A 14,889-nucleotide genomic window follows, 5' to 3' on the forward strand; every position below is an offset into this window, starting at 1 on the left:
TGGTTTGAGTTCGCGCATAACCTCGTCGTCGGGTTCACTGCGATCAGCCTCTATCGAGTGCTCATGTGGTGGGTTGGTCGATCCCGATGACCGATCAAGACGTACTGGAGGCTCTGGAGTTCGCACCCGATCATGGGCCTTGTGAGTGCGTCAAATGCGGGCTGAATGAAGATCAGCCCGAGCATGAGGGGCGCTGCGGCAAGCCAGCCAAGTATCGCGTCGAGATGCACATGATCGACAAGTGCACTCAGCCCGGGCTCACGCCGAGTGGCGGCACGATCTTCTTCGTCTGTGCGCGCTGCATGCTGATCGGTGAGCGCGTCGCGGCGCGGATTGCCGCGGCCAATCAACGATTGATCAAGGAACGCGACTTCGTGCTGATGTGCACCACATGCCAACGGCCGCTAAATGATCCACACAACATCATGGAGGTTGAACCACTCGATGAGTGAGGTACGCCGTTGTAGGGCTGGCCGACTGTGCGACGGCTACGAAGTAGTCGCCGGGCAGCGTCGTGCCGCCGAAGTGACGGGCGAGGCGTATCTATGCGAGGCGTGCCAGCTCAAGACGCGAAAACTAATCCGCCGCATGCCCAATGACTGGTGCAAGCTGAAACTGACGATAGGGGAGAAGCGAGCGCGCGGCCAGGCCGAGGACATCAGCCGCAGACCCAAACCCGGCTCAAAGGTGCTGATCAACGTGGACACCGCCGAGCTGATGGGTGAGATCGTCGATGTCTGCGACCGCTCTATACGGCTGGCACTAGGCAGGGGTGAGCGCAAGCGCTACCGTGGTGACGCGGTGGTCGGTCAGTCCTCGGCCGACAGATACGACTTCCGGGTGGTGCTCAAAGCTGTTGACGTGGTGACCAAGAACATTGACGTGCTGGCGTCCTCGCAAGAGGGAACCATGTTGGCTCTCAAGGTGTTCGACCTCGGTTATCGCGTCCGACGGCATCTCGGCGAGACACTGTACCGAGAGAAGCAACACCTACCGTGTCCCGTGTGCGGCGAGCTGGCGCTGGTCAAAGAGGTGCAGGACAAACGTCAAAGTGTCAGCTCAGCCAACCAAGAGGACATCACGCCTGAGGTCATCCGCTGCCTGGCGTGCAACGGTGGGCCCAACCAGGACGGCACATGGACTGAGGCCGAGTACAAGTGGCTCCAGTCGATGGTTCTCACAGATCAGGAGGAGCACGAGATGCTGAAATGGCTACTTGCGGAGGCGGAATGGCAGCGCGACGTATGCGCCTGGCTGGCCGTCGAACGGCAGTGGTACCTAGAGCTGGCGTGCGCTACTACCGGAATGCCGTGGGAACGCTTCCTGACCGCGCTGGAGGGTACGGCCGACCGATGAGCACCAACGTCCACGTCTACCGAGAGTCACGCGAGGTTAGGAACAAGCGCATCGCGATCATCGCGATCGACCTGCTGACGCGAGTGGTCGCCGGTGACATCGAGGACCCAGCTGCGGCGCTCGCGCGATTCCATCAGGCACGCGTTGATGAGCACGTGTACTGGACGCAGCCGAGCATGATGCCGTACGACCCTGATCAGTGGTTGACGGCCAATGAGATGGCCGAGATCGCTGACGTACTGCCGAGCACGGTTCAGCAATGGAACTACCGCGGTTACATAACAAGTTCCGAGGCGCACGACGGAACCAAGCTGTACAACGTCGGCGAGGTGAATCGCTACCTCGCGCGCAGACGACCGCGCGAAGCCTGATCTATACTGATCAGGCACCTTTCCGCAAAGGTGTCGTTGTTGTGATGGACGAAGGCCCTCGGACCCCTCCGGGGGCCTTCGTTGTATGTCGGGCGCGCCATCAACTACCGGGCAACACAATGTCCACTACACGTCGTATCATGAGCAACTGACAGACCCATCCCAAAATCCGGTCCAGGCCTTCCGTCGGAGGCGATTTTGAATCCATCAGTGCTGATCAATGGGGTCGAGTTCGTACCGTCCGACACGCCGACGCAATCGCATATCGGCGTCGCGATCACGACGCGGAACCGTCCCGAAGTCCTCGCCACAACACTTGAGCATGTCCGGCGCTTTACGCCGGGTGCGACGGTGGTTGTCGTTGACGACGCATCCACGCAGCCAGGCTTAGGTATCACCTACCGATTCGCTGAGCGTGCTGGCGTCGCCGCGGCCAAGAACAAGTGCATTGAGCTGCTGGTTGATGCTGGCTGTACCGAGCTGTTTCTTCTTGATGACGACTGCTATCCGATCAAGCAGGGCTGGACAGATCTCTACATCGATAACCCAGAGCCCCACCTGTGCTATCTGTTCAAGACGCTTGACGCGAACGGTAAACCCGTGGGCACGCCGGAGACCATCTATGAAGACGGTCGGACGCGCGCATTCAATCACCCAATGGGGTGTCTCATCTACCTGAACCACAGTGTCATCGAGCGCTGTGGTGGCATGCGAACCATCTTCGGCGTATGGGGTCATGAGCACGTCGAGTACAGCCTTCGCATCAACAACACCGGCCTGACTACCAATGCATTTCAGGATGCCGCGGGTTCAGCCGAGTTCATCTATTCGATGGATGAGCACTGGCACAAGCATCCCGAATTCAAGCGCAGCGTCAACGATCGTGAGCGCCAGACGCAGATCGAGCGCAACGATCATCTGCTGGCCGAGCTGCGCGAGACCACGCACGGATTCGTCCCATACCGTCAACTGGGCAATGAAGTCATCACCACCATGTTGACGAAAGTGGTTGATCCACAGCGTAAGAACGCTTCCAAGTTGGTGTCAGCCGACTTTCAGGCCTGGCGCAAGTCGATCAGAGGTGCGAGGTCGATCATTCTGGCCGACGAACCCTATGAGCACGACGGAGGCGCAGGGGCGTCTGTGGAGTCGGGTCTGAATCCATACCTCCAGCGCTGGATAGTCTGCTATCGCTATCTGCGCGACCACGAGAGCGCGTGGGTATGGATGACCGATGGCACCGACGTCGAGATGTTGCGCGAGCCCTGGGGCTTGATGCGTGAGGGTGCGCTGTATGTCGGGCATGAGCCAACCGTCTTGGACATCCCCTGGATGCGCCAGAATCATCCGCCATATCAGCAGTGGATAGCCGAGAATGGTGGCGCTCAACTACTCAACGCAGGCGTCGTAGGTGGTGATCACGCGACGCTGCTGGACTTCTGCGCCGACATGGTGCGTGAGATCTTCCGCGTGGGGCCGAGCAAGGTCAAGGGTGATATGGCGGCATTCAATTACGTTGCACGCTCGCCCAAATGGCGTGAGCAGATCGTTTGGGGCAGTCAGTGGCTCACCACATTCAAGGCCAACGAGCGCAACGACTGGAGCGTCTGGAAGCACAAATGATGACTCTCGATGAGATCGCGCAGAAGCATGGCACAGACAAGTCGTCGCTGAATCACAATTACACGGCGATCTACGAGCCACTGCTAGAGCCATTGCGCGACAAGCCCATAACGCTACTGGAGCTGGGCTGGGGTGGCCACGAGGACCCAGACTGTGGTGGCAACAGCGCCCGGACGTGGGCTGAGTACTTCCCACATCCTGGCGCTGAGATCATTGTGGTCGAGCTGGAATCCAAGAACGTCCAGCCTGATGACGACGAGCGCATCACGCTCTGGCAGGGTTCGCAGGATGATCAGGGGATGATAGATCAGCTAGCCGCGGTCTATGGGCCATTCGATGTGATCATAGATGATGCAAGTCATCTGTCATCCAAGACGATTCGCTCATTTGAGCTACTGTTTCGCCACGTCTCACCGGGTGGCATCTATGTCGTGGAGGACACGCACGCGTCCTACCATGAGCACTATTACGGGTCCATGGAAGCCAACGAGAACCCCGAAAAGCGCAGGCGCGATGGCGAGTTCACGATGATGCAGTTCTTTCAGCGGTTGACCGATGAGGTCAACTACCGCGGTCGCACAGAGCTTGATCTATTCCCCTCCCGCTACGCGTGGAACGTGCCTGTCGAGTCCATCGCGTTCTACTTCAACATGCTGGTTGCGAAGCGGCGATGAACATCCAAATTGGGGTTGTCGCGCATCAGGATCGAATGCTTCAGGCCGAGGGCATGATCGGGGCTGTTGACGCGAACGTGGTCGCGTACGACGATGGCGATCTCGGTTGCGAGGGTAACCATCGTCGTGTGTGGTCGATGCTGACCGCGTATGATTCTGACTGGAGTGTCGTACTTGAAGACGACGCGCAGCCTGTCGAAGGATTTCGCGCACAACTGGAATCAGCTTTGGCGGTTGCGCCCACGCCGATCGTCTCGCTGTATCTGGGCAAGGGCAGGCCCGAGTTCGCGCAGACCAGCATTCGTACGATCGCTCGCGCGCTGTCACCGGAGACGCCGGCCGCCCCGTGCTGGCTCACTGGTCATGTACTGCTGCACGCGGTGGGTGTGGCCATCCGTACACCGCTAGTACGGAGCATGCTGGAGCATCTGGCACAGCCTCCCGCAGTGTTCATGGCACAGGACCACGCGATAGAACACTGGGCCAGCGCAATAGGGCATCGCATCGGATATACCTGGCCTAGCTTGGTGAATCATGCTGATACACCTACGGTTATCGATGAGCATCCCGATGGGGTACCCCGTGGGCCACGCATAGTTGACGGGGCCATAGTGGTCACCCCGCGTAGGGGGTGGCGGGTTGGCACACGCGAGCACTGGTCAAGCGATGAGGTCAAGCTGACCCTGAGGAGACCGCATGTACATCGCTGATCCGTATCCCTCTGATCATGGTGGATCATCCGAGTTCGCAGGCGGTGGCAGGCAGAGGGTGTACATCACTGCTGACCACACTGTACTGATCGATGGCGTGCAGGTGCCGGGGCTCATTGCCGAGGGTGGGGTGACGGTACACCTAGGTAGTACCGATACCAACACGCTCAACACCTTGACCCTCACGCTCTTGGTCTCGGACATAGAGATCGATGACGTTGTGGTTGACGACGTTACGGTTCTCGAACGGGTCACCGAAGACATCAACGACGCATCACAAGACTGAGATGGCGTGGGCGGGTGACGGTCGAGGCACTGGGACCAACGTTCCGGCGTCTGTACGCCGCGCTGTGCGCATCAGAGACAACGATGAGTGTCAGTTGCGCTACGACGGATGCACGGGTGTCTACGAAGAGCTGGACCACAAAGACGGTGTGGCCCAACGGGGCATCGATAGGCGCATGACCCTCACCGTGGACGAACTCCAGTGCGTATGCAGCCCATGCCACAAGAAGAAGACGGCTAAGCAAGCGGCTCAAGGTCGTACCCGCAAGCGGTACCGGGACCCAGAGCCACACCCAGGACGCAACCGATAGCTCACGCGGGCGCAGAGGGGCTGGGGAGGGGAGCCCCCTGGGCCCCCGGAAATCCCCGGTTGGCATAGGCGCTGGGGCTCCGCCTGGGTCTGGACCTTTTCGACCCCGGCTGAAACATGCGGCCTATCCGCAGCTAGGGCACTGTTTCGCGACTGTTTCAGTGCCAACTCTGACCGAAACGGTCGCGCGAAACGCGCACAGAAAGAGCAGGCACCCATGGCTGGAATAGGCCCACGTCCCAAGGACCCGGATCGGCTCGCAGGACACGGCGCGCGCCGTGGTCGGGACAACGTAATGCGCATCATCCCGGCAAAGCCTGTTGAACAGCCCCCGCTACCGCAGTTCGACCTTGAGGTCAGCGTGGAGGGTGAGATCGTCGCGCAGCGGTTCAAGTGGCCCGCGCGGACGGTCGAGTGGTGGCAGATGTGGAAGGAATCGCCGCTGTCGAAGGAGTTCACTTCGACGGATTGGTCGGAGCTGCTTGATACCGCGGTGCTGCACGCCCGGTACTGGACTGGCGACGTGAAGGTGGCCGCCGAACTGCGGTTGCGCGTTGCCAAGTTCGGCGCGACGCCGGAAGACCGCGCTCGTCTGCGCATTCAGTTCGCCGCGGCCAATGAGGCCGATAAGAAGGCCAGCCAGCCGAGCGGGAAGTCCGATGGCGGGTCCAAAGGGCGGTACGGGCCGCTGGGGTCGACGGGCTAATTGCCCTGGAAGCCAACGGTCCCCGGTGAGCGTCCCACGCTCGGCTGGGCCGTACTCGACTGGATAACCGAGTACCTCCAAGTCGTTGACGGCCCCAGCCTGGGTGAGCCGCTGATCTTCACGCCGGAACAGGCGCATTTCGTCGCCCGACTCTATGAAGTGGACCCGCTGTTCAAGCCTGGGACCGCGATCGTCGGCCGGGCGATGAACAACGGCCGGCTGATCCGCCGCGCGGTGCTTTCCCGGCCCAAGGGTTGGGGTAAGTCGCCGCTGGTGGCCGCGTTGTGCATCGTCGAGGCAATCGGCGATGTGGTCATGGACGGCTGGGACGCCGATGGCCAACCCGTAGGACGCCCCTGGGTCGATCTCGGCATCAAGCCGAAGGTCCAAATCATAGCCGTCTCAGAGGATCAGACCGCCAACACCTGGGATCCCTGCCTGGACATGGTGCGCAGCAGTGATCGGCTGCTCGATGACTACGACGTTGACCCGATGGAAACGTTCATCACTGTTCCGCGTGGCCGAATTGAGGCCGTCACGTCAGCCGGAATCAGCCGTGAAGGTTTCCGGCCCGTCTTCACCGCCATGGATCAGACCGAGAGCTGGACCGAGACCAACGGCGGCCTACGGCTGGCAGGGACCATCCGACGCAACCTCGGTAAGGTCAACGGCTGCTCTGTCGAGACCCCAAACGCGTTCCTACCTGGTGAGAACACCGTCGCCGAGCGCTCATGGAAGACCTACCAGGCGCAGCTCATCCGCGCGGAGCGCCCACAGGGTGAGGGCCGGGTGCCCGGTGGCCTCTACTACGACCACCGCGAAGCGCCACCGGAAACCGACCCGTCCGACTACGACTCGCTGCGCGAGGGGCTGCGGGTGTCGTACGGCGAGTCAGCCGATGACAACGGCGGATGGGTCAACCTTGATCGCATCATCCAGGAATATTGGGATGACGACACCGACCCGCAGGACGCGCGCCGGTACTACCTGAATCAGATCACTCACGCCTCGGATCAGTGGATCAGCCAGATCGAGTGGAGCGCGATTCGCGTTGGCGACGAGGACAAGCCAGACCCAAACCCCATCAAGCCAGGCGACTTCATCGCGGTTGGATTCGACGGCTCACGCGGCCGTCAGCGCGGAAAAGCTGACGCCACAGCGCTGATCGGATGCCGCATTCACGATGGCCGACTGTTCACAATCGGCATCTGGCAGGCCGAGAAACACGAAAAGAACTGGGTACCCCCGGTTCACGAGGTGGACGCGGCGGTGCGGAAGACGTTCGCAGACTTCCGAGTCATCGCGTTCAACGCCGATCCAACCGGCTGGACTGAGCAAGTTGTGGCATGGGAAAAGGACTTCGGGCGACGGCTTAAGGTCAAGTGCTCCGTCAAGAATCCAATGATGGCCTGGCCGAAGGGCAAGGGCGTCAACGTAGTCGAGCACGTCGAGATCTTCCGTCACGCCGTCGTCACCTCCGGTCAGGATGCCGACGCGGAGGACTCCGTCATCACGGTCAGTCACGGCGGAGACCTCGCGCTGACGCAACACATTCTCAACGCACGAAAACGCGCCGCCAGCCGCGGCTACCTGATCCACAAGGCATATCCAGAGTCCCCCAACAAGATTGACGCCGCATACGCGGCAGTCATGGCGTACAAGGGGCGGCTCGACTGCTACGCGCAAGGCATCGGTGTACGCGTCAACTCATCTAGCCAGGGAAGGATGGTAGTGCTCGGATGACCACTGCAATCGCGCTGCCGTCGCTTCAGTTGTCGAAGGACGAACAAGCCGTACTGATGGATCTGACCACTCAGCTCCAGAAGCACCAGGGCGAAAACCTGATCAAAGAGCAGTATTACGAGGCTAAGCGCCGAATGGAAGATCTCAAGATCGCCATTCCACCAACACTTTCCAACCTGATGTGCTGTGTCGGCTGGCCCGCCGTCGCCGTTGACAGCTTGGTCGAGCGGCTGAACTTTGAGGGCTGGTCATACGAGGGTGACGGCGAGGACCGCGATCCGCTGGGTCTCGATGAGATCTTCCTGGAGAACGATCTCGATGTCGAGTCTGATGTCAACCACACAGACGGCTTGATGTACGGAACATCCTTTGTGGCAGTGTCTTCCGGACTCGATGACGAGCCCGAAGTAGTCGTGACGGTCGAGTCGCCGCGGAATATGACCGCGATCTACGACCCACGGACCCGGCGTGCCACCTCGGCGTTCCTCCAGATCGTTGACCGTGAGCAGCGTGTGGTCGGCGGGCGGCTGATTCTGCCGAACGAAATCATCGCCCTGGAATGCGTCCCGATGGAACTCAGCGCCGCGGGCGTGGGCAACATGCGCGTGGTTGACCGCAACAAGCACAACCTAGAGCGCGTGCTGGTCGCCCAGATGATCAACCGGCCGCGGTCAGGTGCGCGTGGCCGCAATGGCCACTCCGAAATCACCGAAACGCTTATCTCGCACACACAGTCGGGCATGCGAACCCTAGCCAACATGGAAGTGGCGCGCGAGTACCTGGCATCGCCACAGCGCGCGGTGCTCGGCGCGAAGGAATCGTTCTTTGTCGGCGAGGACGGTAAGCCAGTTCCGGCGTGGAAGTCCTACATCGGCCGCATGATCGCGTTGGAGCGCGACGAGTACGGGGAGATCCCGGACATCAAGGAATTCAAGGGCGCCAGCCTGGAATCGTTCTTCGGCCAGATGCGCACGCTCAGCCAGCTCGTCTCGTCTGAAATAGCAGTACCTGCAAACTATCTGGGATTCGAGACAGACAACCCGCCGTCTGCCGACGCAATCCGGTCACTAGAGGGCCGCCACGTCAAGCGCGCAGAGCAGCGCCAGAAGACATTCGGCCGCGGCTGGTCGGAGACCGCGCGGCTGTGCGTGATGGTCCGTGAGGGCAAGAAGTTCAACGAACTGCCCGACGAGATTCGCAAGGTGCGCCCGCAGTGGCGCGACGCCGCGACACCAACCTTCGCCGCCACATCCGACGCGGTGACCAAACTCATCGACAAGGGCGTCTACACCCCAACCTCGCGCGTCACCCGCGACAAGCTGGGCATCAGCCGGGCCGATCAACGACAGATGGAGATCGACGATAAGAAGACGACGGTCACAAACCTCGTCGCGTCGGTCCGTCAAGGTGTCGAGAATGCACGCCAGGACAGCCAGGTAGCGTCCCTGGCTGACCGTAGAGCGGCATCTGTTGGCCAGCCTGGTTGAGCAGGCTCAAGCCCTCCAGAGCGTCCTGGGTGACCTTTCGACGCTGTCCACCAAAGACCTTGTGGGCCTGTACAGGAAACTCGAAAGCGACGGTGCTACCGCTGCCGACCTGCTGAACGCATTCAAGGCAGTCTTTCCCGAGGTAGTACAGCCCTACGTCGAGGCCGCATCCGAGGTCGCCAATCAGTGGTACGGCGAGCTGGCACCCGATGAGCCGTACACACCCAAGGCGGTAGCCGCGATCGACGCGGTGTCGCAAGACCGCATGATGAACTCCCTTGAATGGGCGTTCCGCGCCGCTGGCACCGCCCATCCGCTGACCAGGCTGACGGGTTCGGCACAGCGCATGGTGTTCGACGGCGCGCGCGCGACGATTCTGCGCAACGCCGATACCGAGAAAGTCAAATACTCGCGGTTGGCGTCGCCGGGAGCGTGCGAGTTCTGCCGAGTGATGGCCACCCGCGGAGCGGTCTACCGCAGCGCTCACGCGGCGCAAGCGGGTCATGACAACTGCCATTGCGTGCCAGCCGTCGCCCGCGGAAAGCTCAAGTTCCAGCGTCCGGGGTACTACCAGGACTGGGACGCCGAGTACATCGAAACGGTCAAGCAGCTCGAAGCTGAGCAGATCAAGCCGACGCTCAACGCGGTCCTGTCGAAAATGCGGGCCAACGAACTCGCCGCGTCAGGCAGCGGGCCAACACTGGTAGCGATGTCTACCAAGAAGTCACCGGCACCGGCGGACCTCGCCAAGTGGCTTGACGCTGAGAAACAGCACCAGGCGGACGTGACCGCGTGGCTGGATGCCGAGAAGGTAGTCACCAAGAAGAAGGCCAAGGCCGCAGCGCAGGCCAAGTACGTCGCCAAGAAGAAGGCGACTGCCGAATGGCTCGCGGCCGAGCAGCAGTACCAGACCGACGCGACGGCGTGGCTCGCCGCTGAGAAGGACTTCACCAAGAAGAAGGCCAAGGCCGCAGCGCAGGCCAAGTATGTGGCCAACAAGAAGGCCGCCGCCAATACCGTCGCGTGGCTCAAGGCCGAGCAGGTCTACAACGAACAGCAGACATTCCTTGAGATGGCAGCCGAGGCAGCCAAGGCATCCGCGAAGGTCACCGCAATGGCCAACGCGGCCGCGAACGTCGATCTCAAGAAGGCGGCCAAAGCACTCGCGGCGGCCAAGCATGCGGCCAAAAAGAAGGGCGACACCGCCAAGTACAACGCACTGGCCAAGATGACGCCCGTGGAGTACGCGCAATCCAAGGGCGGCAACACATCCAAGGCCACGACGACGGCCACCGCCAAGGTCACCACGCCAGAGACAGCGCCGACCGCCGGAGTCGGCACTGTATCCACCGCGACCAAGCCGAAGGTCGTCGTTGGCGAGCTGACGGATTCACCGAACGTGCTCGCCAGCACCGGTCAGGTACTCGGCACGCACGGCGCCACGGTGTACACCGACTCGCAGTCTCAGAAGTGGCTGGTCAAGGGTCCCAAGAATCCGAACGATCAATTTCTGGTCACGCTGGATGCGGCATCTGCTGAGCTGCAGGCGAAGTCGGGCTTGACGACACCAGCGATGTACATCATGACGGTAGGCGGTAAGCGCCAGTCCGTCCAGTACATGTTCCCTGGCAGCAAGAGCGCCTTCCCATCTGGGGTTGATCTGTCCACAATCAGTGAAGCCGATCTGTTGACCATCCAGAAGCATCACGCGCTCGACTGGTTAATGGGTAACCACGACAGCCATGCTGGACAGTTCATTCGCACTGGTGGCGGCGAGATCGTCGGCATCGACAAGGGTCAAGCGTTCAAGTATTTCAGCGGTGACACGCTGGACTGGAACTACCACCCCAACGTCAAGCACGGCACGCCAGAACCCATCTACAACACGCTGTTTCGGCAGTACGCCGAAGGCAAGCCCGGTAAGTTGCTCAATCCCTCGGGCGACGAACTGGCGAGCTATATCCAAGGCCTGCAATCGATCCCAGACAAGGAGATCCGCAATCTATTCCGGCCCTATGCCGAAGGTGCAGTCAAACAGGGAAAGCTGTTGGCCGAGGCGAACGGCAACATTGCGACGAACAATGTTGACGCGTTCCTGGATGCAGTTGTTGCCCGAAAGAACAGTCTCGCAACTGATCTGAGCTCCTACTACATCAAGGCAGTCGAGAAGCGTCTGACGAACACCAAAGTCAAGGGCGAGGTCATTACCGTGCCCCCGGGGTTGAACATAACCCAGGGCGATTTCCTGCCACCGTCTCCGATACCGACCGGGCCGACTCCGATCCTAGACGGGGACGTGCTGAAGAAGGCGGGCAAGGCGCTCGCGTCGGCCAAGTACGTGGCGAAGAAGAAGGGCGACACCGCCAACTTCGCCCAACTGTCGAAGATGACCCCCGCGCAGTACTGGCAGATGAAGAACGGTAACGCGACACCAGCTGCGGCGCAGCCCGTTACAAACAAGCCGACGAAGTCGGCCAAGATGCTCGAATGGGAACAGGAGTTCCTTAAGAAGGCCGGCTCTGGCGGGTTCTTCCAGCCCGTCAAGGCGTACGCGGTCGAGAAGGGTATCAAGCTCTCCGAGGCGATCCCCGAATTCGACAAAGAGTTCGGCATCGCGGCGCTCACTACCGATCAGTTGGCGAACCTGCTGGGCTACTACGACGTTGGGGTTCAGACCAAATGGCTCGGCAAGTACGGTGACGCACTCGGCGACGACATGGCCAAGAAGGCGCTGGACAAGCTCAAAGCCCAGGGTAACTCCAAGATCAAAGAACCGCCGAAACCTGTCGTCATCAAACAGGGTACGAAGTACACACCCGAACATGAGCAGCCCGCTGGCGAGCTGACCAAGCTCGGCAAGACGGTTATCGCCGACTCCAAGGCTCCCGTCGGGTCTGCCGACAACCCGCACGTTTTCGATGCCAGCGGCAAGGCAGTTGAGTGGCAGCAGTTCGGCTCGCTGATGTCGCCACAGAATGCCTCGGCTTGGAAATCCAACCAGCACAGCGCCATCAAGTCGTACACCGGCAGCGGCTACAGCACAATGAACGCGCACGCTCGCGAAGACAAGGTGCCGTCAGCCAAAACCAAGGCGCTCGATTCGGCGTTCTACGAGCACAATCCGTTTGAGGAGCACATCGTGCTCAGCCGCGGTACGCACGCTGTCGAGTTCAACGATGAGAACAGTCTGGGAATGAAGTTCAGTTTCGGCGCTGACATCGACGCGCTCAAGGTGCTGGAGGGTGAGACGTACGTGTCCAAATCCTTCCTGTCCACGTCGATCACCACCACACCGGCATTCCACAACCCGGTTCGCGTGCTCTACAAGATGAAGCCCGGTCAGCGCGGCATCTTCGTCTCAGGCACACCGGATGGAATGGATCAACTGACCTCCGTCGGAACGCATGAGCGCGAGGTTATCCTTCCCCGTAATCAGAAGATGAAGGTGCTGGAAGTGCGCAAGTCAACCGGATCGTCACAGTTCAAGGTTGACGTGATCGTGGAGGTGGTGGATCAACCTGTCTAATCCCATCCCCACACGCTGGTTGCCCAACGGCGTATACGACATCATCAGCGCCGAGCTGGGTACGTTCTATGACCAGCCGGATTATCCCGGCGCGCGCACTGGCGCTGGACGCTACGTGGACCTGTTCCAGGACCCAGGGCTGGAACACCCAGTCGGGCGACTCTGGACAAACGACGAAGACGCTTGTGGTCTGCTGCACGTGGCAGATGGCGACGAGATGCTTTACGCGTACGTCGCCCTGTCAATTCGTCGCGAGCTGCAGCAGGGGAGTGCCGCGAAAGACGCCTTCGAGCAGATGCGTGCAGAGTGGAATGAAGACGGCACGTTAACGACGACGAATCTCGCGGACATCGAAGATTCTTCGATCGAACTTAACGCCAATATCTAACTCTTAGAACAGAGTTCGGCCCCTAACAAATAGTTAGGGGCCTTTTTCATGCCCAAAATCGCTATCTAACAAGCGATCTGGGCGTCTCAGACTTCCGCTCACACCCGAGCGGATCGCCCGAAACGGGCGCCCCTCTATGCGAAACGCAGGAGAGATCTCACATGTCAGAAGAAGCCGGAACCCCCACGCCCAACTCGATGCCCGGAGCGGCCGAGACCGCGGCTGGTCAGCAGCCAGACGCGACGGGGGAGAGCATCGACGAGCTGGAAACGTCGTATGACGAACAGCTCGCGGCGCTAGAGGGCGAACGCGACCAGTGGCGCGACCAGGCTCGTAAGAACGAGGCTCGCGCAAAGACTAACGCGGCCAAGGCGAAGGAACATGATCAGCACTTCGCCGAGTACAAAGCCGCTTTCGATCGCGAACAGCAGAAGAAGGAAAGCGAGAAGACACCTGATCAGCGCGTTCTAGATCAGGCGGCGCAGGATCGGGCTCGTGCCGAGAAGGCCGAGGCTGACAAGGCCGAGGCAGACGCTCGCCTTCTGAGATACCAACTGGCCGACGGAATTCCACCGTTTGCGCTGCCACTGATCACGGCGACTTCTGAGGAAGAGATCACCGCCGAGGTCGAGGACCTAAAGGCCAAGCTCACTGCCTACGTCACCGAGGTGACCAATAGCCAGTCGCGCCGGCCAGCCCCCGATCCGGCGTTTGGGCGCGGTGGTGCCGCTGGAGCAACTCCAGAAGAGCAATTCGCCGCAGCGCTCAGAGGCGTGATTTAGCAACCACTTTCATTTGAAAGGAGGTCACACCCATGGCTGGTGTGGACATCAACCGGACTACAAACGGGGTGCTTCTGCCCCCGGCTGTGTCCCAGCAGATCTGGCAGAACGTCCAGCAGGCTTCGATCATTCAGCAGCTCGTGCCGCAGATTGATCTTCCCGCTGGTGGCCTGTCCATCCCGATTATCACGGGAGATCCCCAGGCCGAGTGGGTCGATGAGACCGACGAGAAGCCGGTTAGCCGCGGATCGCTGAGTTCCAAGAACATCAAGGGCTACACGCTTGCCGTGATCGTCCCGTTCTCGAACCAGTTCAAGCGCGACCTTCCGGGCCTGTATAACGCCCTTGTCAGTCGCCTTCCGCGTGTCCTGGCCAAGAAGTTCGACCGTACGTGCCTGGGGTTCGATCCCTCGCCCGGTACCGGATTCGACACTCTCGCGGCTGCACCGACCGCTTCGATCGCAACCAACGTTTATGACGGTTACGTCGATGCGTTGGAATCGGTCGCCGCGGTGGAGGGCTCCGACGTAGAGCGCTGGGTCCTCACTTCTCAGGCCGAGATCGCAGCGCTCGGCGCCAAGGACACTATGGGCCGTCCGATCTTCATCGACTCGGTTACCCGCGAGGGCCGCGTTGAGCGTGAGATCCTGGCGCGCCCCGTCTCCAAGACGCCACACGCCTACAAGGCCGGTTCGCCGTCCACCGTGGGCTTCGGTGGCGAGTGGTCCACCGCAATGTGGGGCTACGTGGAGGGCCTGTCCATCGACATCTCCAGCCAGGCGAGCTTGACTGACGGTGCCGAAACGCTGAACCTATGGCAGCGCAACATGTTCGCGGTCCGTGTCGAGTTTGAAGTCGGCTTCGCTGTTCGCGACGTGAACCGCTTCGTCCGCATCACGGGCGCCAACGCCGCCTCGGGCAGCTAGTC

14 protein-coding genes are annotated in these 14,889 nt (G+C 60.7%); all 14 read left to right on the forward strand.

The window, feature by feature from the left end; all coding sequences use genetic code 11:
• Nucleotides 1-86: 86 nt before the first annotated feature.
• The 14 genes from AOT83_RS04615 (at nt 87) to AOT83_RS04680 (ending at nt 14,887) form a co-directional block, all read left to right on the forward strand.
• Nucleotides 87-452 carry a hypothetical protein gene (locus AOT83_RS04615; protein ID WP_074244098.1) on the forward strand — a complete coding sequence of 122 codons (366 nt, stop codon included), beginning with the start codon at nt 87-89 and terminating at the stop codon, nt 450-452.
• Complete coding sequence (locus AOT83_RS04620; RefSeq protein ID WP_057979733.1) at nt 445-1,356, forward strand: hypothetical protein; 912 nt, start codon at nt 445-447, stop codon at nt 1,354-1,356. Before AOT83_RS04615 ends, AOT83_RS04620 begins: the two co-directional genes overlap by 8 nt.
• Nucleotides 1,353-1,727, forward strand: coding sequence for a hypothetical protein (locus AOT83_RS04625; RefSeq protein ID WP_057965057.1), 375 nt, complete (start codon nt 1,353-1,355; stop codon nt 1,725-1,727). Before AOT83_RS04620 ends, AOT83_RS04625 begins: the two co-directional genes overlap by 4 nt.
• A gap of 210 nt (nt 1,728-1,937) precedes the next feature.
• Nucleotides 1,938-3,350, forward strand: a complete 1,413-nt coding sequence (locus tag AOT83_RS04630) for a glycosyltransferase family A protein (RefSeq protein ID WP_057965056.1) — start codon at nt 1,938-1,940, stop codon at nt 3,348-3,350.
• On the forward strand, nt 3,347-4,024 hold the full coding sequence (locus AOT83_RS04635) for a class I SAM-dependent methyltransferase (RefSeq protein WP_131726909.1): 678 nt from the start codon (nt 3,347-3,349) through the stop codon (nt 4,022-4,024). Before AOT83_RS04630 ends, AOT83_RS04635 begins: the two co-directional genes overlap by 4 nt.
• The gene (locus AOT83_RS04640; RefSeq protein ID WP_057965054.1) at nt 4,021-4,734 is read left to right on the forward strand and encodes a hypothetical protein; all 714 of its coding nucleotides are present in this window, start codon (nt 4,021-4,023) and stop codon (nt 4,732-4,734) included. Before AOT83_RS04635 ends, AOT83_RS04640 begins: the two co-directional genes overlap by 4 nt.
• Nucleotides 4,721-5,020 carry a hypothetical protein gene (locus tag AOT83_RS04645; protein ID WP_057965053.1) on the forward strand — a complete coding sequence of 100 codons (300 nt, stop codon included), beginning with the start codon at nt 4,721-4,723 and terminating at the stop codon, nt 5,018-5,020. Before AOT83_RS04640 ends, AOT83_RS04645 begins: the two co-directional genes overlap by 14 nt.
• 526 nt (nt 5,021-5,546) lie before the next feature.
• Nucleotides 5,547-6,035, forward strand: a complete 489-nt coding sequence (locus AOT83_RS28100; RefSeq protein ID WP_057965052.1) for a hypothetical protein — start codon at nt 5,547-5,549, stop codon at nt 6,033-6,035.
• Nucleotides 6,036-7,778 carry a hypothetical protein gene (locus AOT83_RS04655; RefSeq protein WP_057965051.1) on the forward strand — a complete coding sequence of 581 codons (1,743 nt, stop codon included), beginning with the start codon at nt 6,036-6,038 and terminating at the stop codon, nt 7,776-7,778.
• The gene (locus AOT83_RS04660) at nt 7,775-9,265 is read left to right on the forward strand and encodes a phage portal protein (RefSeq protein ID WP_057965050.1); all 1,491 of its coding nucleotides are present in this window, start codon (nt 7,775-7,777) and stop codon (nt 9,263-9,265) included. The genes AOT83_RS04655 and AOT83_RS04660 overlap by 4 nt, the downstream gene beginning before the upstream one ends.
• Nucleotides 9,249-12,791, forward strand: coding sequence for an ADP-ribosyltransferase (locus tag AOT83_RS04665; RefSeq protein ID WP_057965049.1), 3,543 nt, complete (start codon nt 9,249-9,251; stop codon nt 12,789-12,791). The genes AOT83_RS04660 and AOT83_RS04665 overlap by 17 nt, the downstream gene beginning before the upstream one ends.
• 19 nt (nt 12,792-12,810) lie before the next feature.
• Nucleotides 12,811-13,179, forward strand: a complete 369-nt coding sequence (locus AOT83_RS04670) for a hypothetical protein (protein WP_057965048.1) — start codon at nt 12,811-12,813, stop codon at nt 13,177-13,179.
• 161 nt (nt 13,180-13,340) lie between these two features.
• Complete coding sequence (locus AOT83_RS04675) at nt 13,341-13,961, forward strand: hypothetical protein (protein ID WP_057965047.1); 621 nt, start codon at nt 13,341-13,343, stop codon at nt 13,959-13,961.
• 32 nt (nt 13,962-13,993) lie between these two features.
• Nucleotides 13,994-14,887 carry a phage major capsid protein gene (locus tag AOT83_RS04680; protein WP_057965046.1) on the forward strand — a complete coding sequence of 298 codons (894 nt, stop codon included), beginning with the start codon at nt 13,994-13,996 and terminating at the stop codon, nt 14,885-14,887.
• Nucleotides 14,888-14,889 lie beyond the last annotated feature (2 nt).

Origin of the sequence: Mycobacteroides sp. H001, from assembly GCF_001440005.1 — a bacterium.
Lineage (GTDB): Bacteria > Actinomycetota > Actinomycetes > Mycobacteriales > Mycobacteriaceae > Mycobacterium > Mycobacterium gwanakae.